General features: G+C 66.0%; 21 protein-coding genes. 11 read left to right on the top strand and 10 right to left on the bottom strand.

Annotated elements, in window-relative coordinates; genetic code table 11:
* Positions 1-14 precede the first annotated feature (14 nt).
* Positions 15-626, top strand: a complete 612-nt coding sequence (locus tag ACIGJC_RS25340) for a TetR family transcriptional regulator (protein WP_483712144.1) — start codon at positions 15-17, stop codon at positions 624-626.
* A 47-nt stretch (positions 627-673) separates the two neighbouring features.
* A complete protein-coding gene (locus ACIGJC_RS25335) occupies positions 674-946 on the top strand; it encodes a hypothetical protein (protein WP_483712143.1) in 273 nt (90 codons plus the stop codon).
* 28 nt (positions 947-974) lie between these two features.
* Here the strand turns inward: ACIGJC_RS25335 and ACIGJC_RS25330 are convergent, their stop codons facing one another.
* Positions 975-1,454: an SRPBCC domain-containing protein gene (locus ACIGJC_RS25330; RefSeq protein WP_483712142.1), complete on the bottom strand. Its 480-nt coding sequence runs from the start codon at positions 1,452-1,454 to the stop codon at positions 975-977.
* A 252-nt stretch (positions 1,455-1,706) separates the two neighbouring features.
* On the opposite strand from ACIGJC_RS25330, the gene ACIGJC_RS25325 reads away from it, so the two are divergent.
* Positions 1,707-3,200: an FAD-dependent oxidoreductase gene (locus ACIGJC_RS25325; protein WP_483712141.1), complete on the top strand. Its 1,494-nt coding sequence runs from the start codon at positions 1,707-1,709 to the stop codon at positions 3,198-3,200.
* A gap of 44 nt (positions 3,201-3,244) precedes the next feature.
* On the opposite strand, the gene ACIGJC_RS25320 is transcribed toward ACIGJC_RS25325, so the two are convergent.
* The 4 genes from ACIGJC_RS25320 to ACIGJC_RS25305 all read right to left on the bottom strand — a co-directional run bounded on the left by ACIGJC_RS25320 (position 3,245) and on the right by ACIGJC_RS25305 (position 5,639).
* The gene (locus tag ACIGJC_RS25320; protein ID WP_483712140.1) at positions 3,245-3,970 is read right to left on the bottom strand and encodes an EthD domain-containing protein; all 726 of its coding nucleotides are present in this window, start codon (positions 3,968-3,970) and stop codon (positions 3,245-3,247) included.
* 71 nt (positions 3,971-4,041) lie between these two features.
* A complete protein-coding gene (locus ACIGJC_RS25315) occupies positions 4,042-4,521 on the bottom strand; it encodes a nuclear transport factor 2 family protein (protein ID WP_483712139.1) in 480 nt (159 codons plus the stop codon).
* A 331-nt stretch (positions 4,522-4,852) separates the two neighbouring features.
* Entirely contained in the window at positions 4,853-5,332 is a 480-nt protein-coding gene (locus ACIGJC_RS25310) for an N-acetyltransferase family protein (protein ID WP_483712138.1), read from the bottom strand.
* 169 nt (positions 5,333-5,501) lie between these two features.
* Positions 5,502-5,639, bottom strand: a complete 138-nt coding sequence (locus tag ACIGJC_RS25305) for a hypothetical protein (RefSeq protein WP_483712137.1) — start codon at positions 5,637-5,639, stop codon at positions 5,502-5,504.
* A gap of 1,185 nt (positions 5,640-6,824) precedes the next feature.
* Between ACIGJC_RS25305 and ACIGJC_RS25300 the strand changes: the two genes are divergently transcribed.
* The gene (locus ACIGJC_RS25300; protein WP_483714389.1) at positions 6,825-8,009 is read left to right on the top strand and encodes a helix-turn-helix transcriptional regulator; all 1,185 of its coding nucleotides are present in this window, start codon (positions 6,825-6,827) and stop codon (positions 8,007-8,009) included.
* Positions 8,010-8,256: 247 nt separating this feature from the next.
* Complete coding sequence (locus ACIGJC_RS25295) at positions 8,257-9,936, top strand: FAD-binding protein (RefSeq protein ID WP_483712136.1); 1,680 nt, start codon at positions 8,257-8,259, stop codon at positions 9,934-9,936.
* Positions 9,937-10,112: 176 nt separating this feature from the next.
* Here the strand turns inward: ACIGJC_RS25295 and ACIGJC_RS25290 are convergent, their stop codons facing one another.
* Both ACIGJC_RS25290 and ACIGJC_RS25285 read right to left on the bottom strand, forming a co-directional pair.
* Positions 10,113-10,910 (bottom strand): SDR family NAD(P)-dependent oxidoreductase, encoded by a 798-nt coding sequence (locus ACIGJC_RS25290; RefSeq protein WP_483712135.1) that lies wholly within the window; start codon positions 10,908-10,910, stop codon positions 10,113-10,115.
* 961 nt (positions 10,911-11,871) lie between these two features.
* The gene (locus ACIGJC_RS25285) at positions 11,872-13,041 is read right to left on the bottom strand and encodes a helix-turn-helix transcriptional regulator (protein ID WP_483712134.1); all 1,170 of its coding nucleotides are present in this window, start codon (positions 13,039-13,041) and stop codon (positions 11,872-11,874) included.
* Positions 13,042-13,353: 312 nt separating this feature from the next.
* Between ACIGJC_RS25285 and ACIGJC_RS25280 the strand changes: the two genes are divergently transcribed.
* The 6 genes from ACIGJC_RS25280 (at position 13,354) to ACIGJC_RS25255 (ending at position 19,653) form a co-directional block, all read left to right on the top strand.
* Positions 13,354-14,442: a 3-ketosteroid-9-alpha-monooxygenase, oxygenase component gene (locus ACIGJC_RS25280; RefSeq protein WP_483712133.1), complete on the top strand. Its 1,089-nt coding sequence runs from the start codon at positions 13,354-13,356 to the stop codon at positions 14,440-14,442.
* Between the two features lie 26 nt (positions 14,443-14,468).
* Entirely contained in the window at positions 14,469-15,293 is an 825-nt protein-coding gene (locus ACIGJC_RS25275; RefSeq protein WP_483712132.1) for an SDR family NAD(P)-dependent oxidoreductase, read from the top strand.
* Positions 15,294-15,378: 85 nt separating this feature from the next.
* Positions 15,379-16,209 carry an SDR family NAD(P)-dependent oxidoreductase gene (locus ACIGJC_RS25270; RefSeq protein ID WP_483712131.1) on the top strand — a complete coding sequence of 277 codons (831 nt, stop codon included), beginning with the start codon at positions 15,379-15,381 and terminating at the stop codon, positions 16,207-16,209.
* Between the two features lie 31 nt (positions 16,210-16,240).
* A complete protein-coding gene (locus ACIGJC_RS25265; RefSeq protein WP_483712130.1) occupies positions 16,241-16,894 on the top strand; it encodes a nuclear transport factor 2 family protein in 654 nt (217 codons plus the stop codon).
* 33 nt (positions 16,895-16,927) lie between these two features.
* Positions 16,928-18,037 (top strand): alkene reductase, encoded by a 1,110-nt coding sequence (locus ACIGJC_RS25260; protein WP_483712129.1) that lies wholly within the window; start codon positions 16,928-16,930, stop codon positions 18,035-18,037.
* Positions 18,034-19,653 (top strand): FadD3 family acyl-CoA ligase, encoded by a 1,620-nt coding sequence (locus tag ACIGJC_RS25255; protein ID WP_483712128.1) that lies wholly within the window; start codon positions 18,034-18,036, stop codon positions 19,651-19,653. Before ACIGJC_RS25260 ends, ACIGJC_RS25255 begins: the two co-directional genes overlap by 4 nt.
* 72 nt (positions 19,654-19,725) lie before the next feature.
* On the opposite strand, the gene ACIGJC_RS25250 is transcribed toward ACIGJC_RS25255, so the two are convergent.
* From ACIGJC_RS25250 to cysD, 3 genes are all read right to left on the bottom strand, one after another.
* Positions 19,726-20,865 (bottom strand): helix-turn-helix transcriptional regulator, encoded by a 1,140-nt coding sequence (locus ACIGJC_RS25250; RefSeq protein ID WP_483712127.1) that lies wholly within the window; start codon positions 20,863-20,865, stop codon positions 19,726-19,728.
* 94 nt (positions 20,866-20,959) lie between these two features.
* Positions 20,960-22,891 (bottom strand): sulfate adenylyltransferase subunit CysN, encoded by a 1,932-nt coding sequence (gene cysN, locus ACIGJC_RS25245; RefSeq protein ID WP_483712126.1) that lies wholly within the window; start codon positions 22,889-22,891, stop codon positions 20,960-20,962.
* Positions 22,891-23,787, bottom strand: a complete 897-nt coding sequence (cysD, locus tag ACIGJC_RS25240) for a sulfate adenylyltransferase subunit CysD (RefSeq protein ID WP_483712125.1) — start codon at positions 23,785-23,787, stop codon at positions 22,891-22,893. The genes cysN and cysD overlap by 1 nt, the downstream gene beginning before the upstream one ends.
* Between the last annotated feature and the right edge of the window lie 66 nt (positions 23,788-23,853).

Genomic DNA, 23,853 nt, shown 5'->3' with positions numbered 1-23,853 from the left:
CCGCGAGCCCGCCGATGGTCCGGCGAACCCGCGACGATGCCGTGGCCACGCGCGCGCGCATCCTGGACAGCGCACAGCAGCTGATGCACCAGCGCGGGCTGCACTGCGTCACGCTGGAGGACGTGGCCCGCGCCATCGGCATGACGCGCGGCGCGGTCTATGCCCACTTCCGCTCGCGCGCTGCGTTGCTGGGCGCGCTGCTGTCGTGTGCCGAAGCCGATTTCGCCGCGCGGCTCGCGCCGCTGGCCGATGGGCCCCGGCCCCAGCCTGGCGCGCTGGAGCCGGCACTGGCCGCCTTGCTCGATGGCGACGCCATCGCGCGCCATGTCAGCCTGCTGGTGGCCCTGTTGCAACACAAATGCGGCACCGCGTGCGAGCTGTGCCCGCTGCGCGACCGCGTGCGAACAGGCATCGACACGCTGCGCGGCACCCTCGCGGATCTGCTGCCCGACCCCGCGCTGGCCGGGCTGCTGGTCGCGCACCTGTGGGGCCTGCTGAGCGCGCAAGCCTTGCGGCTGACGCCAGGCGGCGTGTCCGGCGCGGCGCCGGTGCTGGCCACGCTATATCTGCAACCGGGTATGCAACCCGGTGCGGCTTTCCCGGCTCGCCTTCGGGACACTCCTTAGTCCGCTCGGACGAAGTCCAGGGGGCAGGCGGCACCTACGATGCTGTCATGGACCCTGAAGCCCGGAAAGGGTTGGAGGAGGCGGCGATGAAGCGGCTCGGAATTCGTTGGATAGGTGGCCTGACAGCGGTGGTGGCAGGCGCGGGCGTGGCCTGGGTTTTTATCGCGGGTGGCGGGGCCGCCCATGCGGACGACCTGGACGAGGGCCCTGCCGCAAGCATTGCGTTGGCCGGCGTGGTTGCCGAGGATTGTGACGATGCCTGCGCGCGCAGCCGCGGTGCCGCAGCCTTGCTGGTATTGAGCCAGCGGCCGCCGCAATGATCGGCGGCGGCCCCGGGAGTCCCGGCGTTCAGCGTTGGCCGCCCCGCCGCTCGATATGGAGCGCCTCGGCGCGCGCCTTGACGTCCAGCGCTACCTGGTCGAAGCCCTGCTTTACCCAGCCACCGTGCTCGCGCATGATGGTGTCCGCGTTCAGGCCGAGGAACAGGTCGGTGGTGAAATAGCGCGTGCGATTCTGGTCGATCGCCTCGACATACTGGTCGCGGCGCGCGGCGTCCTTGTTGTCGTCGGTGGGGCGCTGTTCCCAAGAGAGCAGCCGTTCGGCCTCCCAGGCGACCAGGAACTCGTTGACCGGGATGACCTGCTGGGTGCCCGGAATGCGCACCTGCATGCAGACCAGGTCGCCGAGGCGTCCGCTGGTCTCCAGTCCCGGGCAGAACGTGTTCCACGCGGCGTAGCGTGGAAAGTCAGTCAGCACTTCCCATACCAGCGATGCCGGCGCATCGATCTCGACGGTGATCGAAGTCACCAGGTTTTCCGCCTTGGCCATTGTCAGCTCCTTTCCTGTCAGTCATTTTGGGAGTCTTAACACTAGGGCCCCGGGCGGTGCCCGCGCATACTCCGAACGGACGAGTCCGGGCGGACGAAGTCGGTGGCATGGTGATGAGGCACAGTGACAGCATGCTCAGCGAGTCTCCAGCTGCTGTGAGCTTGGTGCCGGCCGGTGGTGAGGGTCGGCATTTTTTTGGGTTCTTCTTCCATCGCCGATTGATCTGCATCCCCATTCTTGCGAGACCGCACCATGTCTGCCGAATTCTCTGTCACACGCCCATGTCGCGTCCGGGATGTACCGCATTGGGATATTGAAACGGATGTCATCGTTGTCGGCTTTGGCGCGGCTGGCGCGTGCGCGGCCATCGAAGCCGCGCAGGCCGGCGCGGCTGTCACGCTGTTTGAGCTCGCCTCTGGCAGCGGCGGCACCAGTGCCTTGTCCGGAGGCGAGATCTACCTGGGCGGCGGCGGGGGCACACCCGCGCAGCGGCAAGCCGGTTTTGTCGACAACACCGAGGACTTGTACCGCTACCTGCTGATGGCAGGCGGTCCCGATGCCGACCAGGACAAGGTGCGCCTCTATGCCGAAGGCAGCCGGGCACACCATGACTGGCTGGTCGAGCAGGGGCTGGTCTACAAGAACACCTACCTGCCCGAGCGGATGATGGAGCCCGAGACAGACGATTGTCTCATCTGGTCTGGCAGCGAGGAGGCGTGGCCGTTTTCCGCCAGCGCGAAGCCTTGTCCGCGCGGACATACCCCGCAATGGGTCGGCTGGGGTGGCGGACGCATGCTGATGGATGTGCTGGCCGCGCGGGTCGTCAAGCTGGGCGTCGACGTGCGCTGTGACAGCCGCGTGCTCGCGTTGATCGCCGACGAGGCGGACGCCGTTCAGGGCGTGGTCGTGCGGATCGACGGCCGGCTGCACTTCGCGCGCGCGCGCAAGGGCGTGGTCCTGTGCGCCGGCGGATTCGTGATGAACCGCGATATGGTTCGGCGCCACGCGCCTGGCCTGCTGCGCGCGAACGAGCCGATCGGCAGCCCGGGCGACGATGGCTCGGGCATCCTGATGGGCATGAGCGTGGGCGGCGCCGCGATCCACATGGACCAGGCGTTCGTCAGCCTGCCCTTCTACGCGCCCGAATCGCTCATCAAGGGCGTGTTCGTCAACGAACGCGGCCAGCGCTTCATCAATGAGGACTGCTACCACGGCCGGATTGGCCACCATATCATGCAGCAGCTCGGCGAGCGGATCTATCTGCTGCTCGACAGCGCGACTTACCAGCCGCCAGCGGAGTTCACGCGCATCGGTATCGCGGCCGCCGGTGAGACCTGGGAGGAGGTCGAACATGACCTTGGCCTGCCGCAGGGAACATTGAGTGCCACGGTGTCGGTCTACAACCGGCATGCCGCGGAAGGCGTCGACCCGTTGTTCCACAAGGCAGCGAAGTGGCTGCAGCCGCTGATCGAGCCGCCTTTTGTCGCGCTGGATTGCCGCGTCGACTACGCGTTCTATCCGCATTTCACCCTGGGAGGATTGGACACGTTGCCAAGCGGACAGGTGCTTAGCGAGAAGCGGACGCCGGTTCGCGGTCTTTATGCGGCTGGCCGCACCGCCTGTGGTTTGCCGCGCTGGGGTGGGGGCTATAGCTCCGGCATGTCGCTGGCGGATGCCACCTTCTTCGGCCGGCAAGCGGGCAGGCATGCCGCCGGCTCGGAACCCGGCTCCCTGTTTCCGGTTTGACGCATCAATGCCAGGCATCGTTCGGTCAAGGAAGAGCTCGAGCGTCAGGCGGCCGGCGCCCTGATGACGTACTGGCTGGTAGGCACGACGTCGATCTTGTCAAAATCGATGAAGCGATTGCAGCTTTCCATCATGCTGTCGATGTTTTGCTTGAGCCTGGAGTCATCTCCGACAGCGTCGAAGAAGGCGTGTGGATCGGTCATGGCAGCCGCTGGGAAGCATTCCTCGACAATTGCATCGATGACGGGGGCACCAAGGCTCAGAGGGCGCACCACCACGTTCTGCACGTAGAGGAAATTGTCCTGCGTGTCGATGGCGACCTGGGTATGACGCTGATGCCAGATGTCGAGCCAGGCTTCAGGAGAGAGCCGTGGCGGCCGGCGGAGAAAGGCCAGTTGGGAGAATCCGGCCGTGCGCTGGCCCGGCCCGGCAGGAAAGCGGGTATTGCGGATGGGCTGCGACTCGGTCACGAGGTAGGCTGCCATGCGGTCCACGGCCGACTCGATCAGCTCATCGAACGGCCGCCGGAAGTGCTGGATGGCACTGTCCATCCAGACACTGATCAGGCCGTCCATCTGGGGGCGGGTGTTGACCTGACGCAGGCCGTCAGCAGCTTGCACGGCTGCATCGGCCAGATTGACCTGAACGCCGCGCGCACCGAGCGCCAGCAGTTTGTCTGCGATCTCGCCACGCAGACGCCTGTCGAGCGCTTCGGCGTCGCCATTGTTGCTGGCCTTGCCGCGCCAGATTACGTATAGAACTTTTTCCATGTTGTTTGTGCGTAAGGAGCTGGGGAAGAAGCGTGCTGCGGGCCAGGGACAACGGCCGCGTCACGCCGGTATCACTGCGCAGCGGCAAAGCAGTTGGCCGTCACGCGAAACTGTTCGGGGATCGGCGAAGTCACAGCCTCGAAGACGCGGTCGTACCCGGTGGAGAGAATCTGCCAATGGCCATCGCGCTTGACATACTCGTCGCGGTAATAGGCGGTGCCACGAAGCAGCCAGCCTTGCTCTTGCGAGATCACATAGTCTTCGAGATACCAGATTCCCCTGGCCTTGCCGGCGCCCAGCAGCTCGATCTCGGGATGGTGTCCCTGATGCATCGTGAGCAGCGGCGGGTTGTCGAGGAGTTCGCGCAGTCCGGCGACGAACTCGGTGCGACCGTTGAAGCGATACTTCCCGCTGTCCAGCCACGTGGTGCAATCCTCCGCAAGGCAGCTTGCGAGTAGCGGCCAGTCATGGCAGTCGACAGCGCGGAAGTAGCGGTACTTCAACTGTCGGATGGCTTCGATTTCAAGCAGGTCCTGTATGGCATTGTCCATTGCATCTCCTTGCAATCATGGCGTGGAGATGCATGTTGCTGGCAGGCATGCATGCATTCATCGTCCATACGGACCATGCACAATGAGCAGGCGTTGATCCGCGCAACGCACGCTTCGCCGTACCCTGGTTCAGGCGATTGATGCGCCCTGGCCGCCGGGAAACGCTGTCCCGAAGTGTTGTTACGGCGTCGCGCGGTGGTAGGCAGGCTAGGGACTCCAGGGCCGGTCAATGCGCTGGCCTGGTTTGCGACAGGGATGATGTGGACGTCATTGCGCGTGATGGCGGTGCTTGCGCTCGGCTTCGATGGGAAGCCGAAGCGGCCATCCCCGCTCAGACCTGCTTGCGGTACACGACAAAGCCGGATTTCTCGGCGACGGTGTCATAGAGGCGCATGGCGGTCGTGTTCGATTCATGTGTCTGCCAGTACACCCTCTCCACGCGCTGTGCCTTGGCACGCTTGCAGACCTGGTCGATCAGGCAGCGCGCGACGCCCTTTCCCCTTGCTGCCTCGGCGGTGAAAAGATCCTGTAGATAGCAGTTCGGGTTCAGCTGAATCGTACTTCGATGGAGTAGATAGTGCGCCAGCCCAACCAGCTCGCCGGCTTGTTCCGCAACCAACGCGTGCATTGGCTCGTACGCGTCGAAGAAGCGTGACCAGGTTGTAAGCGTGATTTCAGCCGGTAGCGCTGTAACACCGTGCCGGCCGTAGAACGCGTTATACCCGTCCCAGAGGGCTTTCCAGGCAGGAAAGTCGTCCGGCTCGATCGCGCGGATCTTCACCAGGTTGGTGGCTGGGTCGTCTGATTGCATTATTCTCCTTTCCGACTGTCTGCAGAAGGTGAGGCTGCAGTCATCAGCTTACCCGGACTGAGATTGAAACCTGCCGAAAGGCAGCTCTGGCGATCGGCACTTCTCGACCCCCGTCGCGACCCGGGCACAAGGAAAGCACAGCGCGCGGGTCTTGCCATTCCTGCCACCATCATTTCCCTTCCCGCATCGACGGCGTGAAGGTGATTCCCACCAGCAATCCTTCCGGCCCGATGAAGCGACTGGCCACGCCGGTGCTGGAGCGTGAGGTCTGATTGGCTCGCGGCAGGGCTCGGGTAGTCTCGCCCATGCGATATACATCTCCTCTTATCGCATGGCTTTGGCCCATCGTTGCGATGGGTTTTTTTTGGTTTTTTGACGGAATGCGGGGAGGGGGTAATGAGGGGGTTGTCGTGCTTGGCAGGCGCTGGTGTTTCGTCTGGCATAGGCGTTGGGGGTGGCTTTGGTTCGTGATTGGGTTATCGTGCTTGGCAGGCGCGGCTGTTTCGCCGGCGTAGCCGGCGAGTCACTTTTTGTCCGAGCGACAAAAAGTAACCAAAAAACGCGTTTACTTGTCCTGGCGGACGAATATTGATCGTAGTGTGCGAAGAATTTCGTACGGGTATTCGCTTCAGAGTCTGCCCGGCTGCCTGCCGCGTGGAGCACGTCCGTATGCAGGCTCTCCAGCAATGATTGAACGAGCCCCGAAACTGTCCGTGGCCCGACACTGCCACCGTTATCGCATCATCGCCTTCGGCTGCTGCGCGGCTCAGTAGTTGGCAGGCGGACGACATCAACGACACAGAGGCTGGTGCTTCCGCTTCTTCCCTTCTCTTCTCTTCTCTTCCCTCGGTTTTCACAGAGTGCGCGCAGCGCAGCCGTAGGCGTCCTACCGATGGCGCGGTTAGCAGGAGCCACCAAGTAATCCGGGGTCGCTCATCTGACGTATCTATCCTGATTATCTACGCGGCAGGCAGTGTGGCTATGCCCTGTACCGTCTTCACCACCACGGGCCGTTCGTCGACCCCGAAAACGCGTTTTTGGTTACTTTTGTCGCGAGACAAAAGTGACTCGCCGGCTACGCCGGCGAAACAGCAGCGCCTGCCAGGAGCGACAACTCCCGCTCAATCAAAACCCCGCCGGCTGCGCCGGCGAAAAAGCAGCGCCTGCCAAGAGCAACAAATCCCGCTCAATCAAAACCCAACCGGCTACGCGCGCGAAACAGCAGCGCCCGCCAAGCACGACAACCCCCACCCTCCCCATTACCCATTTTCCCTTCGCGGAACTGCCGCGCAAGATCGGGCATGTGCGCTCGCCCTACTCCCTAGTCCGTTCGGATTACGTTCCCAGAATTCCGTGCATTAAGCTCACGCCCGTCGCCGGAATGAGGGAAGCCGGCTCCTATAATCCCCGACGACATAAACGCCCGCAGAGCACGCGTACCGGCACCAGGGCCTGCCCCGGGGCCGAATGAGAAAGATAGAGACAAAAGGAAATTCTGATGGAGGTGACCCGGAATCCGGGGTCAGTCGGCCCCTTCGCGCAGCTGGAGCTGTCGCCTTCCGATTTCAGTGCAATCCTCGGACAGATCTACCAGGGCCCGATGGAGAAGGTGCCGTGGGGAAAGGCGCTCGAGCTGATACGCAAGCAACTCCGCGCGAACTATGTCACGCTGATCTTGCGCTCGCCGGCCGCGGACCGTTCGGGGCTGATGGTCAATGCGTCCGAGCACGGTACTACGCAGCCCGGCGAAGCTTCCTACAACAGCTATTTCTACTCTCTCGACCCCTTCGTCGGGTTGCCGCCCAATCGCGTGGTCACCATCGACGAGCACCTCGGCCAGGCCGCGTGGTGTAGCAGCGAGCTGTACCGGCAGTTCCTGCATCCTCTCGGCGTGCGCTTTGTACTCGGCGCGGACCTGCGCACGGACGATGGTGTGGAGTGTCGACTCCGCGTCTCCCGCAATATGGATGCACCGGATTTCAGTCCGTCCGAGAAGGCGCTCTGCATGGCATTGCTGCCGCATCTGAAGCGCGCCGTGGATCTGCACTCGCGAATGGATATGGTCGAGTCCGAGCGCAATGTCTGCGCCGGCGCCATCGATCGAATGCTGGTCGGCATGGTCATGATTGATGAGTCGGGCACGATCATCAAGACCAACGCGGCGGCGGACGAGATTCTGGCTGCCAGGGACGGCATGCGTGTCGCCGCGGGAACGCTGGAAGTGAGCTACGGGCAGGAGAACCGGAAATTCCAGCGCCTGCTGCGTCAGGCCATGCTGGTGCACCGGGGCGCGGCTACGGTGGCGACGGATGCGATGTCGGTCACGCGCCCATCCGGCAAGGCCCGGCTGGGCCTGCTGATCCGCACCATACCATTGAGTGAATGGTCGGAGGACAACCGGCGCCGGCCCGCGTGCGTGGTCTTTATCCGCGATCCCGAGCGCAAGTCGCAGGCCTCGCGTGACATGGTGCGACAGTTGTTCGATTTCACGCCGGCCGAAACAGAGCTCGCCTTGCAGCTCGCCAACGGGCTGACGCTCGATGAGTCCGCGGAAGAACTCGGGATCAGCAAGAACACGGCACGCGCGCATCTGCGGGCAATCTTCTCGAAGACGGGTGTCACGCGGCAGGCAAAGCTGGTGCGGATGCTGCTGGGCAGCGTGATATCACTCGGCTGAACCGGCCTGCAGATCACGGCATGAAGCATGCCGGGCCCGGAATCTCGCGAATGGGGGCGTCCTTAGTCCCATCAGACGATGGCGCCTGCCAATGCCGATGGAACCATGAATGCCGGCCAGGCACATGCCAACACACCACCACACAAGACACCAACAAGGAGACCGCAGAGCCGCGCGGACACCACGCCGGCACTGCTGCGTCCCCTGTCCGCGGCATCACGCCGCATCCATATGCGGGGAGAAAGTCATGACAACACTGGATGAATCCACTACGCCGGTCGCCGCGCCACTGCGGCTCGCCAACCCTGAAGCCTTCGCCTGGCAGGCATGCTGTGATGCGGTCATCGTCGGCTTCGGGGCGGCCGGTGCCTGTGCGGCGCTCGAAGCCGCGGCTGGCGGGCGCAAGGTGATCGTTGCGGAGCGCTTCGAAGGCGGCGGTGCCAGCATCAAGAGCGGCGGCGTGGTCTATGCCGGCGGCGGCACGCCTTACCAGGCCGAGGCCGGCTATCACGACACGCCCCAGGCGATGGCGGACTATCTGCGCCAGGAGGTCGGCGACGTAGTCAGCGAATCGACGCTGCAGTCATTCTGTGCGCGCAGCCGGGACATGATCGGCTGGCTGGAGGGACTTGGTGCCGGGTTTTCTGCGGCCATGCCGCCACGCAAGACGTCGTACCCGGCACAGCCCTATTACCTTTATTACTCGGGCAACGAGGCCGTGCCGGCCTATGCGCGCTTCGCGGAGCCCGCGCCACGCGGACATCGCACCAAGGGACGTGGCATGTCCGGGCGCGCGCTTTACGGCGTGCTGCAGCGTGCGGTGCAGGGCAGCGCGAACGTAACCGTGCTGCGCCACACGGCGGCGCGCAGGCTGATTACAGATGCCAGTGGCGCGGTGATCGGCGTCGAGTTGTGGCAGGTGCCGCCCGGGCGGCTGCAGCGCAGGCATGCGCGCCTGGCACGCTGGGCGGAGCAGGTGCACAACATGTCGCCGGCGCTGGCCGATGCGCTGCGCGCGCGGCTGCTGCGGCTGGAATTGCGTCATGCCCGTCCTTACGCGGTGCGGGCCGACGCGGTGGTGCTGGCCAGCGGGGGCTTTATCTTCAACCAGCAGATGGTCGCGCAACATGCGGGCAAGTACCGGTCGAACTGGCGCCTCGGCGCCACCGGTTGCGATGGCAGCGGCATCCGGCTTGGCCTGTCGGCCGGAGGCGAGGCACGGCACCTGGAGCGCGTATCGGCATGGCGCTTCATCAATCCGCCCTTCGACTGGGCGCGCGGCTGCGTGGTTGACGCGCGCGGCGTGCGCATCGGCAACGAAGAGGTCTACGGTGCCACGCTCGGACATGCCATGTGCGAGCACCACGACGGCCGGGCCTGGCTGATCCTGAACCGCAAGCTGGCACGCGCGGCCTTGCGTGAATGCCTGAGCGGGAAGCTGTGGGCCTTCCAGGCCGTGCCGGCTGCGCTGCTGATGCTGGCCGGCGGCCATCGTGCGTCTTCGGTGGACACGCTCGCGGATCGCCTCGGCATGCCGCGCGCCGCGCTGCAGGCAACGCTTGCGGACTATAGCGCGGCCGCGCGCGGCGAGCGGCCCGACCCGGCAGGCAAGTCCTCCGCCATGTGCGCGCCGCTTGACGAGGGCCCTTGGCTTGCCATCGATATCTCCGCGCACAGCCGCGTGTTCCCGTGCTCGTCGATCACGCTGGGCGGGCTGCGCGTCGACGAAGCGTGCGGACAGGTGCTGTCGGCAACGGGCGCGCCGGTCAGCGGGCTGTATGCCGTAGGCCGTACGGCGGTGGGGCTGGCGTCAAACCATTACGTGAGCGGCCTGTCGCTGGCCGACTGCATCTGGTCCGGGCGCAACGCAGGCCGGCACATTGCCGCCTGTCAGCGTACGCAACTTCCGCAGGCCGTTCCGGCATGAGCCGGCGCACTGGATGAGAGCTGGTCCCTCCGGCCGGCGCGCTTCGCGGCGTCGGCTGGAAGGAGGAATGGCTGCGCGAGGAAGCCGCTGCGGGCAAACGAGGAAGCTGGCCCGTGGTTTTGCGCCATGCCGGTTCGCACGGTCAGGCGCATGGCCACGGGGCGGACCACTGCGCTTCAGCGCTGCGAGGGGATGTTGCCACCGTCGACAACGAGTTCGGTACCGGTGACATAGCTGGCCTCGTCGGACAGCAGGAAACGGACCACGCGCCCGATTTCCGCGGGCGTGCCGAGGCGGCCGAGCTGGATGCGACGCTCGAAGCTGCCCGGGGGCAGGGCGTCGATGGCGGGCTGGAGCATCGGGGTGTGGATCTGTCCCGGAGACACCGCATTGATGCGGATGCCGTCGCGGCCAAGACTGTCGGCAAGCGAGCGCACCAGCGAGAGCAGGCCGCCCTTGGAGGCGGAGTAGGCCGGGATCAGCGCGTTGCCCAACGTGGCATTGATCGACGCGATGCCGACCACCGCGGCGCCGGCTTGCGCGCGCAGGTCAGGCAGCATGGCCTGCACCAGCAGCGCCATGGCGCGCAGGTTGACGTCGAGCACGGCGTCCCAGCGCGCCTGGGTCAGGCCGTCGATTCCGCTCTGGTCGACAACGCCGGCCGCATGCACCATGCCGCCCAGCGGTGGCAGGGCCGCACGGGTGCGTGCGAGCGCATCGCCGATGCCATCGGCGGCCCGCAGGTCGATGCCGATACCGAAGGTCGGCACGTCATAGCGTTCGGCAAGCGCGGTGGCGACCGCGCGCGCCTTTTCCTCCTGGATATCCCAGACGGCCACGGGCCGGCCGACAGCGGCCAGGGCCGCCGCGCAAGCCTCGCCGATGCCGGAGGCGCCGCCGGTTACCACGACCGCGCTGGCCGGAGTGTTGAGGGTCACGCGCAAGTCATTCGCGTTGTCAGGCTGGATGGTCACTTGGTATGTCTCCCGTCATGGTTGGTCTACAGCTGCGACAGACGCCGCTGATGTGCGCATTGTTTCGGGTGGCGCCGGAAGCAACATAGTCCAAATGGATTAAAACGGGCACATCGGGGGGCAATTTTTGGTTCCTCGCGGGAATGCGGGGAATGGGGAGTGATTGGGGGTTGTCGTTCTTGGCAGGCGCGGCTGTTTCGCCGGCGTAGCCGGCGAGTCACTTTTGTCTCGCGACAAAAGTAACCAAAAACGCGTTTTCGTGGTCGACGAACGGCCCGTGGTGGTGAAGACGGTACAGGGCCTAGCCAGACTGCCTGCCGCGTAGATGATCAGGATAGACACGTCAGATGAGCGAACCCGGATTACTTGGTGGCCCCTCCTAACCGCGCCATCGGTCGGACGCCTGCGGCTGCGCTGCGCGCGGCTCGGCTGAAAACAATAAGGGCACGGGAGGGGACGGGAAGCACCGCGCCTGCGCACTGATGCCCCGCGCATACCAACCAGGACGCGCGCGCAGCGCAGCCGTAGGCGTCCCACCACTGACGCTGTTGGAACGCTGTACCGGAGCCCTACATGGGGATCGTACAAAAGCCGGTTATCGCAGGCACTGGTTCTGACTCACCAGGCGTAGCAGGTTCGAACGAGCAACCATGCTGCCTGAGACCAAGGCGGCTTGAACCACTGCCGCCGTGGAATTGATGCCAGCGGCTAGCGACGCGTTTTTTGGTTACTTTTTGTCGTTCGGACAAAAAAAGACTCGCCGGCTGCGCCGGCGAAACAGCGGCGCCTGCCAAGGACGACAACCCATTAACGAACCAGAGCTCCGCCGCCCGCTTCGCCAGCCAAACCGCAGCGCCTGCCAAGCACGCTAACCCCATCATTCCCATTCCCCGCAATCCGGCAAAGAACCATTTCTTCAACCCTGGCGGCGTGCCGGCCCCCCGTGCACGTCGCCGCCGCCTCAGCCGAGCGGAATGATGCTGTGCAGTACGGTCTGCACCAGCGCCGCCTGCCGCGTCACACCAGTCTTGGCGAACACGGCACGCAGGTGCGCACGCGCGGTATTGCGGCGGATGTCGAGTTCCTGCGCGGCTTCGTCGAGCGACAGGCCCTGGGTCAGCAGCAGGACGAGCGACGCCTCTGCCCGGGTGAACTCGAACATATTGCGCAGCAGATCGGTCGACGCCAGGGCCTTTTGGTCAGGGTCGCGGATCAATACCGCCACGGCCGGCTGGCGCGGCTGCTGGGACCACGTTTGCGCGGCGATGGGACGCACCAGCAGTCCCAGCTTGGCGCGGCCGCCCTTGCGCGGCACCGAGAGCCCGATCGGTATGCCAGGCTGCACCGAGTCGCGCAATGCCGTGGCCTGGCGGACCAATGCCTGCAGCTTGCGGTTCTCCTGTGGCGAGTCGACTGTCAGCTGGCCGTTGCAGACCACAAGGCCGTCCTTCTCCGCGAGCAGTTCGTCAGCCATGCCGTTGGTGGTGAGGATCTGGCCGGCATCGTCCAGGACCACCGAGCCGATCAGCAGCCGGTCGACGGTGCCGGCGTACAGGCGCCGTTCGGATTCGGTCGTATTGAGGTTGGCGTGGATCCGCACCGCGCGCTGCAGGTGCGGCACGATGCGCTGGCAAAGTGCCTTGTCGGCATCGGAGAAGTCCTCGCTTCCGTGCGGGCGGCACACCCGCAGGCGACACTCCTCTCCCTGCTCGGCGCGGATGTCCACCCCCATGATCCGCAGCACGTCGTAGGGCTTGTTGAAGAAGCGATAGATCTCGCTCTCCAGCCACCTCGCCTCGCCGATCAGTTCATAAACAGTCAGGACCCGCCCGGTGGGCAGGTTGACGAACGGATCGATCGCGTAGAAATGCTGCGCATAGGCGCCGGTGCCCACGGTGGTATCGACCGCACTCGAAGTAATCATCTGGCCGGGTGAGGTACTCGAGGGCGGGCGCAACACCAGTGTCACGTAGTTGGCGTCCAGCAGGTGTCGCAGGGCGTCAAGCAAGGACTGCCACGGGATCTCGAGCAGCGGGCCGTCGTACACCAGGCCGATCAGATCGCTGATCTCGTCCATGTCGAGCTCGGACTGGCCGGGACGCCGGGCGTCGATCCAGGAGGGGCGTGTCATCGGTCTTGTCTCAATTCTGCCGTGCAATGGCCGCTTCGGCGTCGCACCGAACCGGTCATTCGGTGCCACCGCCCTGCGGTCGGCCGGAAATAATAGCGGCTTGTCCGTGCGATTCGCAGTGGGTATTTCCCCGGACGCGGGTCCCGGCGGATGCCCGTCATGTGACGAAATATCGTCCCAACAGACTAGCTTTGGGCCGTGCCGTGCCATGTCGCTCGCAAATGCGCCGAATCTAGTCCGTCAGGACCATGCCCCCGGGCCGGCCCTGTCAAAACAATACGGCCGTGTGCAAACAGTCATCACGGAGCAGACATGGACGCGCAGCAAACCTCGCAGACAACCCCGCCGGGCAGCCGCTTTGCCCGCGGCTGGCATTGCCTCGGGCCAGCCTCTGACTACAAGGACGGCAAGCCCCACCGGCTGGATATCTTCGGCACGCGCCTGGTGGCGTTCACCGGGGAGGACGGGCGTATCCGGATCCTCGACGCGTGGTGCCCGCACATGGGCGCGGACCTGGCCCTGGGTGAAGTGAAGGGCAATGCCATCGTATGCCGCTTTCATGGCTGGCGCTGGAATGGCGAAGGTGCCTGCGAGCACGTGCCGTGCGCAAAGCGCATTCCGCCCAAGGCACGCACACGTGCGTGGATGGCCTGCGAGCAGAACCACCTGCTGTTCATCTGGCATGACCCCGAGGGCGCGCCGCCGCCGCCCGAGGTCGCGGTACCGCGCATCAATGCCTGCTTCAGCGGTGAGTGGACCGGCTGGACCATCCGCAAGATGGTGATCGGCAACCATTGCCGCGAGCTGGTCGACAACCTCGCGGACGTCGCCCATTTCGGGCCGGTGCACGGCTCGCCCGCCGTCTATTTCTGCAACACGTTTGACCGCCACATCGGCTACCAGATGTTCCGCGGCGAAGAGAGCGAACTGCTTGGCAGCGGCCTGGTCGCGGACAGTGCGTACTTCGGGCCGGCCTACCACGTGACGCGCATGACCGCGGAGGTGGACGGCGGGACCATCGACACCATCCTGCTCAATTGCCATGTGCCGATCGACGCGCAGAGCTTCGAGCTGCGCTACGGCGTCATGGTCAGGAAAGTGCCGGGGCAATCGGAGGAGCAGAACCAGCAGATGGCGCAGGCCTACGTGGAACAGGCGCAGGCCTCCTTCTTCCAGGACGTGGAGATCTGGCACAACAAGATCCGCGTGGACCGCCCCGTGCTCAGCGACGCCGACGGTCCGGTCTATCAGCTGCGCGAGTGGTACCGCCAGTTCTACACCGACGTTGCCGACCTGCCTGCCGACCTGGACCGCAAGAAGGTCTTCGAGCGGCGCGACGGTACCTGGCGCACGCTTGACGAGGTGCCGGCCGAGGCCGTGAGCAAGCTGCACCTGATCTGATCAAGGAGAGGTCACAAGGAGAAATCATGCGACTGGAAGGAAAGGTGGCGCTGGTCACCGGCGCCGGGTCCGGCATGGGGCGCGCCATGGCCGAGCGCTTTGCAGCCGAGGGCGCCGCGGTGGTGGTCGTCGATCGCGATGCGGGCGCCGCGCAGGCAACCCTTGAGCGGATCGGCAACGCGCACGGCATGGCGCGCGGCTGCGACGTCGCGGACAGCGCGGCGGTCGCGGCGCTGCATGACGAGGTCGCGCGGCGCTGGGGGCGGCTCGACATTCTCGTCAACAACGCAGGCATCGGGCAGGTGCCCGGAGACGGCTTCGAGCACTACCAGGCGCGCGCGGCCGAGCGCGGACGGCAACTGGCGGCCGGCGAAACGCCCACGGTCCATACCGACATGATCGTCGACCTCAACGATGCCGGCTGGCAGCGCGTGGTGGACGTGAATCTCAATGGCACGTTCTATTGCTCGCGCGAGGCAGTACGGCTGATGACGCGCGCGGGCGGTGGCGGCGCCATTGTCAATATCGCCAGTGTCTCGGCGCTGAGCGGAGAAGGCCCGCTCAGCTACTGCGCGTCGAAGGCGGCCGTGCTCGGTCTTACCCGATGCCTGGCGCGCGACCTGGGCCCGCGAGGCATCCGCGTCAATGCGATCTGCCCCGGTCCCACCCGCACGCCGATGATGCAGTCGATCAGCGAGGAATGGGCGCGCAGCCTGGAGCGCGCGATCCCCCTGGGCCGCATGGCCGAGCCAGAGGAGATTGCGGCGGCGGCACTGTTCCTGGTGAGCGGCGACGGCATGCAGATGACCGGCCAGACGCTGTCCGTCAGCGGCGGCATGGCCATGATTTAACGGTGCGGGCAAGAGGGCAACGCAATCGGATCGCGCAATCGGATCGTTGTCCTGCCCGCGGATAAGGATGAAGGGGGAGAACAGTATGCAAGTGAAGGGTCGTTTGCAGGACAAGGTAGCGCTGATCAGCGGGGCAGGCACGGGAATCGGCGCCGCCACGGCAGCGCGTTTTGCGGCCGAAGGGGCGAAGGTGATGCTGTGCGGAAGGCGCGAGGCGCCGCTGCGCGCGGTGGCCGAGGAGATTCGTTCGCGCGGCGGCGAGGCCGAGTGGGTTCAGGCCGATGTGACCAGCGAAGCGGACGTGGAGCGGGCGGTGGCACAGACCGTCGCCCGCTTCGGCGGCCTGCATGTGATGGTCAACAACGCAGTCAACTACACCTGGGGCGTGCTCGACGAGGTCAGCACCGAAGCCTGGCGGCAGTGCCTGAGCGGAAGCCTCGACGTGGCCTTCTTTGGCACGCGCGCGGCGCTGCGCGTGATGAAGGCGGCAGGGGGTGGCGCCATCGTCAACCTCGGTTCCGTGGTGGGCCTGCTCGGCAGTCCGGGGCTGTCGGCCTATGGCGCTGCCAAGGCCGGCGTGCTCAATTTCAGCCGCGCCGTGGCGCTCGAGGGCGCGGCCCACAACGTACGCGTCAACGTGGTGATTCCCGGCGTGGTCTGGAGCGAGGGCACGCGCGAGGCACTTGCCAGCGAGGAAATGGCCCGCGGCACCGCGCGCTCCGTGCCGCTGGGACGCGTGGGCGAGCCGCAGGAAGTCGCTGGCGCCATCCTGTTCCTGGCCTCGGACGAGGCATCGTATATCACCGGGCAGAGCCTGGTCGTAGATGGCGGCAAGACCTGCCGGCTGGATGTGGGCGCTACCGACTACGTGTCGCAGACGTCGACCGAGCGCCGTGCCGAGCCGCAGGCAAGCTGAACGTATCCGCCGACTGACCAGGGAGAGGCAAGTGACAACTGACATGGCGCCGGATTCGGCGCAAACGCAATCGCTGCAGGCCCGGCTCGACCGGCTGGAGTCGATCGAGGAGATCCGCATGTTGCCGGCCAAGTACGCGCTGGCGCTCGACATGCGCGACCTCGATGCCTGGACCAGCCTGTTCCCGGAGGACGTGGCGGTGGGCAAGGACCAGGTGGGCCGCGAGCATCTGCGGCGCTGGATTGACGACACGTTGCGCAATCAGTTCACCGTGACGTCGCACCACATCGGCGGGCACATCATCGAGTTCCAGGATGCCGATCATGCGAGCGGCGTGGTGTACTCGAAGAACGAGCATGAGACCGGCCCCGAATGGGTCATCATGCAGATGCTCTACTGGGACGACTACGAGCGCATTGGCGGGCGCTGGTATTTCCGTCGCCGCCTGCCGTGCTATCTCTACGCCAGCGACCTGAACAAGCCACCCATCGGCGACAGGAAGATGCGCTGGCCGGGCCGTGAACCCTATGAAGGCTCCTGGCATGCGCTGTGGCCGTCGTGGAAGGCCTTCTGGAATGCCAAGCCGGGCGAGCTCTTGCCCGGCGTCTCGGAGCCGGTGCCGCTGGATCAGTTTCTTGCGGCGATGCGCCGCGGATCCTCGCTACCGAAAGTCCGCACGCGCTGACGCGATGCCGACACCAGAAGAGGAGTTCCAGAGATGAACGCCAGCCTGTTCGAGCCCCTGCGGCTCGGCGATATTGCACTCTCCAACCGCATCGTGATGGCGCCGATGACGCGCAGCCGCGCCGGCGCGGGCGACTTGCCCACCGGGCTGCACCAGACGTACTACGCGCAGCGCGCGGGCGCAGGATTGATTGTCGCGGAAGGCACCTACCCGAGCCGGCACGGCAAGGGGTATTGCCGTACGCCGGGGATCGAGACCGCCGCGCAGATCGGCGCCTGGCGCGAGGTGACCATCGCCGCGCGCAGCCAGGGCGCGGCAATGGTGCTGCAACTGATGCACGTGGGGCGCGTCGCAAGCCGCCATAACAAGGCGGCGGACGCGCAGACGGTGGCGCCTTCGGCCATCCGTGCGCGCGGCACCCTTTATGCCGACGGCCACGGCCTGGTCGAGATGGAGACGCCGCGCGCGCTGGCCGGGCACGAAATCGCGGCCGTGATCGACGAATACCGCCAGGCAGCCGTCAATGCAATGGCTGCCGGGTTTGACGGCGTCGAACTGCATTGCAGCAGCGGCTACCTGCCGATGCAGTTCCTGCTCGCTTGCGCCAACCGGCGCAGCGACGGCTACGGCGGTTCGCTGACCGCCCGCCTGCGCTTTGTCGTGGAAACGATCGAAGCCATGGGAGGCGCGATCGGCCCGGGCCGTGTTGGCCTGCGCATCTGTCCCGGCAACCCGTACAACGACATGCACGATGACGACCCGGTGGCCACGTATGGCGCGCTGCTCGATGCCGTGGCACCGCTCGGGCTGGCCTACCTGCACGTGAGCCGCTCGCCCGAGCGCGCACTGGATGCCTTCGCGCTGGCGCGCCGGCATTTCGGTGGCGCGCTCATCGTCAATGATGGCTTCGACGGCGCGAGCGCCGCGCGTGCCGTGGCCGACGGCACCGGCGAGGCCGTGTCGTTCGCGCGCCATTTCATCGCCAACCCGGACCTGCCCGCGCGCCTGCGGCATGGCGCACCGCTGGCCGCATTCGACCGCACGCTGCTGTACACGCCCGGTGCGCGCGGCTACACGGACTACCCGGTTGCAGGACTTGCGACGCGCGGGCAGACCGATCACCAGGGAGGCTTGCAAGCATGAGCGATTGCCCGCCACTGTTTTCCACCGCTTCGACGGTACCGGCGATTTCGGCAATATCGACCATTCCTGAAGCCGTCGCGCACACGGCGCGGCTGTACGGGGATGCGGTGGCCATCGAGGAAGACGGCCAGCTGATGCGCTACGCCGCGTTGCACGAGGCCGCGCGCGTCGCAGGGCGGGCGCTGATGGCGCTCGGCCTGGAGCCCGGCGAGCGCGTCGCCGTCTGGGCGCCCAACCTCCACGAGTGGATTGTCGCCGCGCTCGGCATTCACATGGCCGGCGGCGTCCTGGTGCCGCTCAATACCCGGTTCAAGGGCGGCGAGGCGGCCGACATACTCGCGCGAAGCGGTGCGCGCGTGCTGTTCAGCATCGGCGATTTTCTCGGCGTCGACTATCCGGGAATGCTGCACGGGCATGCACTGCCTGCCTTGCGGCATCATGTCATTCTGCGCGGCGAGCGCGAAGGCTGTCTGTCGTGGGAGGCCTTTCTCGCGCGCGCCGGGGACACGCCCGCGGAACTGCTTGACTTGCGTCTGGCCGCGCTGACACCTGACAGTCCCTCCGACCTGCTCTACACGTCCGGTACCACGGGCAAGCCCAAGGGGGTGATCAGCACGCACGGGCAGAATCTGCGGGCCTTCTCCGAGTGGTCGGCCATCGTCGGCCTGCGCACAGGCGACCGTTACCTGATCATCAATCCGTTTTTCCATGCGTTCGGCTACAAGGCCGGCTGGCTCGCGGCCGTGATCCGCGGCGCAACCATCCTGCCATTGGCGCAGTTCGATGCGGAAACGGTGCTGGCATGCGTCGAACGTCACCGTGTCAGTTTCCTGCCGGGCTCGCCGACGCTCTACCTGAGCCTGCTTGCCCATCCACGGCTGCGCGCATACGACCTGTCGTCGCTGCGCGTGGCTGTCACCGGAGCGGCATCGATCGCGCCCGAACTGATCCGGCGCATGCGCAAGGTGCTCGGATTCGACGTCGTGCTGACCGCATACGGACTGACCGAGTGCTGCGGCCTGGCCACCGTCTGCCGGCTGGGCGACGCCCTGCAGACCATCGCCAATACCAGCGGGCGTCCGCTTGCCGGCGTGGAGATCCGTTGCGTGAACGCGCAAGGCAACGACGTGGTTGCCGGGGAGCAGGGCGAAGTGTGGATCCGCGGCTACAACGTCATGCGCGGCTACTTCGATGACGAGGCCGCGTCACGCGAGGCCGTCGACGACGCGGGCTGGCTGCACACCGGCGACATCGGCAAGCTGGACGCCGCCGGAAACCTGTCGATCACCGGCCGGCTCAAGGACATGTTCATCGTCGGCGGCTTCAACTGCTATCCGGCGGAAATCGAGCACCTGATCGGCACGCATCCGGCGGTGGCGCAGGTCGCGGTCGTCGGTGTGCCCGATGCGCGCATGGGGGAGGTCGGCAGCGCCTTCGTGGTACTGCGCGAAGGCGAGAGTCTGAGCGGCGAGGCCTTGCTGGAATGGTGCCGGCCGCGCCTGGCCAACTACAAGGTGCCGCGCTCCGTGGCGTTTCTGGCGGCGCTGCCGACCAACGCCGCGGGCAAGGTGGTCAAGCACGAACTGAGGGCGGTTCAGGCGATGGCCGGCGCCTGAGCTGGGAGCCGACTACCTGAAGATGAATCCGCGAACGATGGCGGGTGGATGCCGTTCGGCATCCCCTGTTCCTCACCCCATCCCGACCACGCTGGAAAGCAGCATCTTCACCAGCACCGCCTGCCGCGTCGCCCCGGTCTTGGCAAAGATCCCCCTCAGGTGCGCGCGCACCGTATTCTTCTTCACGCCCAGCCGGGCCGCGGCTTCATCCAGCGTCAGCCCGTCGACCATCAGTAAAGCCAGTTCGATCTCGGTTGGCGTCAGCTGGTACAGCTTGCGCAGGCTGGCGTGGGTATTGCGCGGCGAGCCGGCCGGATCGCGGATGAATACCGCCACCGCGGGCCGCAGCGCCTTGTCTTCGCTGCGGTAGCTGAGCGGGATCGGCCGCACCAGCACACTCAGCGGGGTGGCCGCGCCGGGCCGGTTCAGGGTCGTGACTTCACTGCGATGCGCGGCGGCCGCGTGGGCCTGCGCCGCGCCTTCCACGATCTTGCGGAACTTGCGGTTCTCCACCGGACAATGCGCTTGCAGGCTGTTGTCGGTCAGGTAAAGACCGTCGCGCGCCTGCAGCAGCCGCGCCGCGACGTCGTTGCTGCGGATCACCTTGCCGTGTTCATCCAGGATCACGGTGCCGACCAGCAGGCGGTCCACGGCTTCGGCGTACAGGGCGCGCTCGGACTGCAGCACGTCGAGCGCGGCATGCAGGTCCACCGCGCGCTTCAGGTGCGGCAGCAGGCCGTGCAGCAGCGGCTTCTCGGCTTCGCCGAAGTCCTTTCCGGCGCCACCGCGGCTGATGAACAGCGCGCATTCCACGCCATCCGGCGTGACCAGGTTGGCCGCCAGGATATAGCGCAGGCCGAGCGGCTGAAGGTACTGCGTATAGAACGGGTGCGCCAGCCAGCCCGCTTCGCCGAACAGTTCGTCGGCGCTGAAGAGGCGGTCCGGATGCAGGTCGAGGAAGGGGCACAGCGCGTAGTACTGCTCGCTGTACGAGGGCTCCCCCGGCAGGTGCGGGCCGATGCCGGAGGCGTTGACGATCAGGCCGGGCCGGTCGCTGGCGGGGTGGCGCAGCACCAGCGTGACGAAGACGGCGTCCAGGCGCTGGCGCATGCTTTCGAGGAAGCCCGCCCAGGGCACGGCCTCGGTCGGGCCCTGGTAGAGCTGGGCGAGCAGGGCGCTGAGTTCGGTGGCCGGCAGGGAGTCTGGCAGCATGATGACGGTCGCTCGATGCAGGGCAACAGGAAAGGCGGGCATCCCGCCCCTCCCATCGTACTGACCGAGGCAACCGCCTCATCGTCCATTCAGCCTAGGGTTTCTCCCGCAGCCAGGCCACGATCCGCTCCGCTGCCTGTTCCGCCGTATCGGCCGTGGTGTCGATGCGCAGTTCGGGCCGCTCGGGCGGCTCGTAAGGCGAATCGATGCCGGTGAAGTTCTTCAGCTCACCACGGCGCGCCTTGCGGTACAGGCCCTTGGGGTCGCGTTGCTCGGCCACCGAGAGCGGTGTGTCGATGAACACTTCGACAAACTCGCCGTCGCCAGCCAGCGTGCGCGCCATCTCGCGTTCGGAGCGGAAGGGCGAGATGAACGACACCAGCACGACCAGCCCGGCGTCCAGCATCAGCCTTGCCACTTCCGCCACGCGCCGGATGTTCTCGACGCGGTCCGCCTCGGAGAAGCCCAGGTCCTTGTTCAGCCCATGGCGCACGTTGTCGCCGTCGAGCAGGTAGGTGTGGTGCCCCAGCGCATGCAGGCGCTTTTCCACCAGGTTGGCAATGGTGGACTTGCCCGCGCCTGACAGCCCGGTGAACCAGACGATGCGCGGCGACTGGTGCTTGAGCGCGGCGTGAGCGTGGCGATCCACGTCGATCGCCTGCCAGTGCACGTTCTGCGCCCGGCGCAGCGCAAAGTGCAGCATGCCGGCGCCGACCGTGTTGTTGCTGAGGCGGTCGATGATGATGAAACCGCCCAGCTCGCGGCTGCGTGCGTAGGGGTCGAAAGCGACGGGCTGGTCCAGGTGCAAGTTGCACACGCCGATCTCGTTCAGTTCCAGCGTGCGCGCGGCCAGGTGTTCGAGCGTGTTGACGTTGACCTTGTACTTGGGCTGCCCCACGGTCACGCCCACGGTGCGCGTGCCGAGCTTGAGCAGGTAGGGGCGCCCCGGCAGCATGGCATCCTCGTTCATCCAGACCAGCGTGGCCTCGAACTGGTCGGCCACCGCGGGCGGGTCTTCCGCGCAGGCCAGCACGTCGCCGCGGCTGACGTCGATCTCGTCGGCCAGCGTCAGCGTCACCGCCTGGCCGCGCATGGCGTGCTCGCAGTCGCCGTCGGCGCCGACGATACCCGTTACGTGGCTCTCGCGGCCGGAAGGCAGCGCGCGCACGCGGTCGCCTCGGCGGATCTCGCCGGCGCTGACCGTGCCGGCAAAGCCGCGGAAATCCAGGTTCGGGCGGTTGACCCATTGCACCGGCAGCCGGAACGATTCGTCCTGCGCGGGCACGTGGTCGATCGGCACGCTCTCCAGGTGATCCATCAGCGTCGGGCCCTGGTACCACGGCGTATTCGCGCTCGGCTCGGTGATGTTGTCGCCGCGCAGCGCCGACATCGGGATGCAGACGATATCGGTGAGCCCGATCTGCTTCGCGAACTCGCGGTACTCCTTCTCGATGCGCGTGTGGACTTCGCGCGAATAGTCCACCATGTCGAGCTTGTTGACCGCCAGCACCACGCGCCGGATGCCCAGCGTGGCGACCAGGTAGCTGTGGCGGCGCGTCTGCGTCTGCACGCCGCGGCGCGCGTCCACCAGCAGGATGGCCAGGTCGGCGGTGGAGGCACCGGTGACCATATTGCGCGTGTATTGTTCATGCCCGGGCGTATCGGCCACGATGAACTTGCGCTTGTCGGTGGCAAAGAAGCGGTACGCCACGTCGATGGTGATGCCCTGTTCGCGCTCGGCGGCCAGGCCGTCCACCAGCAGCGCGAAGTCCAGGTTCTCGCCCTGCGTGCCCACCTTCTTCGAGTCCGCCTCGAGCTGCGCAAGTTGGTCCTCGAACAGCATCTTCGATTCATACAGCAGCCGGCCGATCAGCGTGCTCTTGCCGTCGTCGACGCTGCCGCAGGTGATGAAGCGCAGCAGGCTCTTGCTCTGCTGGGCGCGCAGGTAGTGGGCGATATCGGCGATAACGCCCGATGCGCCGCCGGGTTGCACCTTGGCGGGCGCGTTGTCGATCAGGGTGTCCATCAGAAGTATCCCTCCTGCTTCTTCTTCTCCATCGAGCCGGCCGAGTCGCTGTCGATCAGCCGTCCCTGGCGCTCCGAGGTGGTCGCCAGCAGCATTTCCTGGATGATGCCGCCGAGCGTGTCGGCCTCGCTCTCGAACGCACCGGTGAGCGGGTAGCAGCCCAGCGTGCGGAAGCGGACCTTGCGCATCTGCGGCGTTTCGCCGGGGCGCAGCGGCAGGCGCTCGTCATCGACCATGATCAGCGTGCCGTCGCGCTCGACCACCGGCCGCTCCTTGGCGTAGTACAGCGGCACGATCGGGATGTCGTTGAGGTAGATGTATTGCCAGATATCGAGCTCGGTCCAGTTCGACAGCGGGAATACGCGCAGGCTTTCGCCCTTGCGCTTGCGGGTGTTGTACTGGCGCCAGAGTTCGGGGCGCTGCATCTTCGGGTCCCAGCGGTGCTGGGCGGTGCGCACCGAAAACACGCGCTCCTTGGCGCGCGACTTTTCCTCGTCGCGGCGCGCGCCGCCGAAGGCGGCGTCAAAGCCGTAGTGGTCCAGCGCCTGCTTGAGGCCCTGCGTTTTCCACACGTCGGTATGAACGGCCGAGCCGTGCTCGTGCGGGCTGATATTGCGCTCCAGCCCTTCCGGATTGATGTGCACGCGCAGGTCCAGGCCGAGCCGGTCGACGGTCTGGTCGCGGAAAGCGATCATCTCGCCGAACTTCCACGTGGTATCGACGTGCAGCAGCGGGAACGGCGGGCGCGCGGGGTGGAAGGCCTTCATTGCAAGGTGCAGCATCACGGAGCTGTCCTTGCCGATGGAATAGAGCATGACGGGGTTTTCGCATTCCGCCACCACCTCCCGCATGATGTGGATGCTCTCCGCCTCCAGTTGCTCCAGGTGGGTCAACATCGGGTTCTCCTCTTGGTTGCGCCGGCCCCGTGCAGGGATCTTGCCGAGGCCTGGCATGGACACAAG

Source organism: Cupriavidus sp. C3SS-1 (assembly GCF_057073755.1).
This window is presented reverse-complemented; position numbering and strand designations above follow the sequence as displayed.

What these genes read in the sequence shown, in the direction of transcription:
- ACIGJC_RS25340 (WP_483712144.1), top strand. Translation starts at nt 15, where the DNA reads ATGGTCCGGCGAACCCGCGACGATGCCGTGGCCACGCGCGCGCGCATC.
- ACIGJC_RS25335 (WP_483712143.1), top strand. Translation starts at nt 674, where the DNA reads ATGGACCCTGAAGCCCGGAAAGGGTTGGAGGAGGCGGCGATGAAGCGG.
- ACIGJC_RS25330 (WP_483712142.1), bottom strand. Translation starts at nt 1,454, where the DNA reads ATGGCCAAGGCGGAAAACCTGGTGACTTCGATCACCGTCGAGATCGAT.
- ACIGJC_RS25325 (WP_483712141.1), top strand. Translation starts at nt 1,707, where the DNA reads ATGTCTGCCGAATTCTCTGTCACACGCCCATGTCGCGTCCGGGATGTA.
- ACIGJC_RS25320 (WP_483712140.1), bottom strand. Translation starts at nt 3,970, where the DNA reads ATGGAAAAAGTTCTATACGTAATCTGGCGCGGCAAGGCCAGCAACAAT.
- ACIGJC_RS25315 (WP_483712139.1), bottom strand. Translation starts at nt 4,521, where the DNA reads ATGGACAATGCCATACAGGACCTGCTTGAAATCGAAGCCATCCGACAG.
- ACIGJC_RS25310 (WP_483712138.1), bottom strand. Translation starts at nt 5,332, where the DNA reads ATGCAATCAGACGACCCAGCCACCAACCTGGTGAAGATCCGCGCGATC.
- ACIGJC_RS25305 (WP_483712137.1), bottom strand. Translation starts at nt 5,639, where the DNA reads ATGGGCGAGACTACCCGAGCCCTGCCGCGAGCCAATCAGACCTCACGC.
- ACIGJC_RS25295 (WP_483712136.1), top strand. Translation starts at nt 8,257, where the DNA reads ATGACAACACTGGATGAATCCACTACGCCGGTCGCCGCGCCACTGCGG.
- ACIGJC_RS25285 (WP_483712134.1), bottom strand. Translation starts at nt 13,041, where the DNA reads ATGACACGCCCCTCCTGGATCGACGCCCGGCGTCCCGGCCAGTCCGAG.
- ACIGJC_RS25280 (WP_483712133.1), top strand. Translation starts at nt 13,354, where the DNA reads ATGGACGCGCAGCAAACCTCGCAGACAACCCCGCCGGGCAGCCGCTTT.
- ACIGJC_RS25275 (WP_483712132.1), top strand. Translation starts at nt 14,469, where the DNA reads ATGCGACTGGAAGGAAAGGTGGCGCTGGTCACCGGCGCCGGGTCCGGC.
- ACIGJC_RS25270 (WP_483712131.1), top strand. Translation starts at nt 15,379, where the DNA reads ATGCAAGTGAAGGGTCGTTTGCAGGACAAGGTAGCGCTGATCAGCGGG.
- ACIGJC_RS25260 (WP_483712129.1), top strand. Translation starts at nt 16,928, where the DNA reads ATGAACGCCAGCCTGTTCGAGCCCCTGCGGCTCGGCGATATTGCACTC.
- ACIGJC_RS25255 (WP_483712128.1), top strand. Translation starts at nt 18,034, where the DNA reads ATGAGCGATTGCCCGCCACTGTTTTCCACCGCTTCGACGGTACCGGCG.
- ACIGJC_RS25250 (WP_483712127.1), bottom strand. Translation starts at nt 20,865, where the DNA reads ATGCTGCCAGACTCCCTGCCGGCCACCGAACTCAGCGCCCTGCTCGCC.
- cysN (WP_483712126.1), bottom strand. Translation starts at nt 22,891, where the DNA reads ATGGACACCCTGATCGACAACGCGCCCGCCAAGGTGCAACCCGGCGGC.
- cysD (WP_483712125.1), bottom strand. Translation starts at nt 23,787, where the DNA reads ATGTTGACCCACCTGGAGCAACTGGAGGCGGAGAGCATCCACATCATG.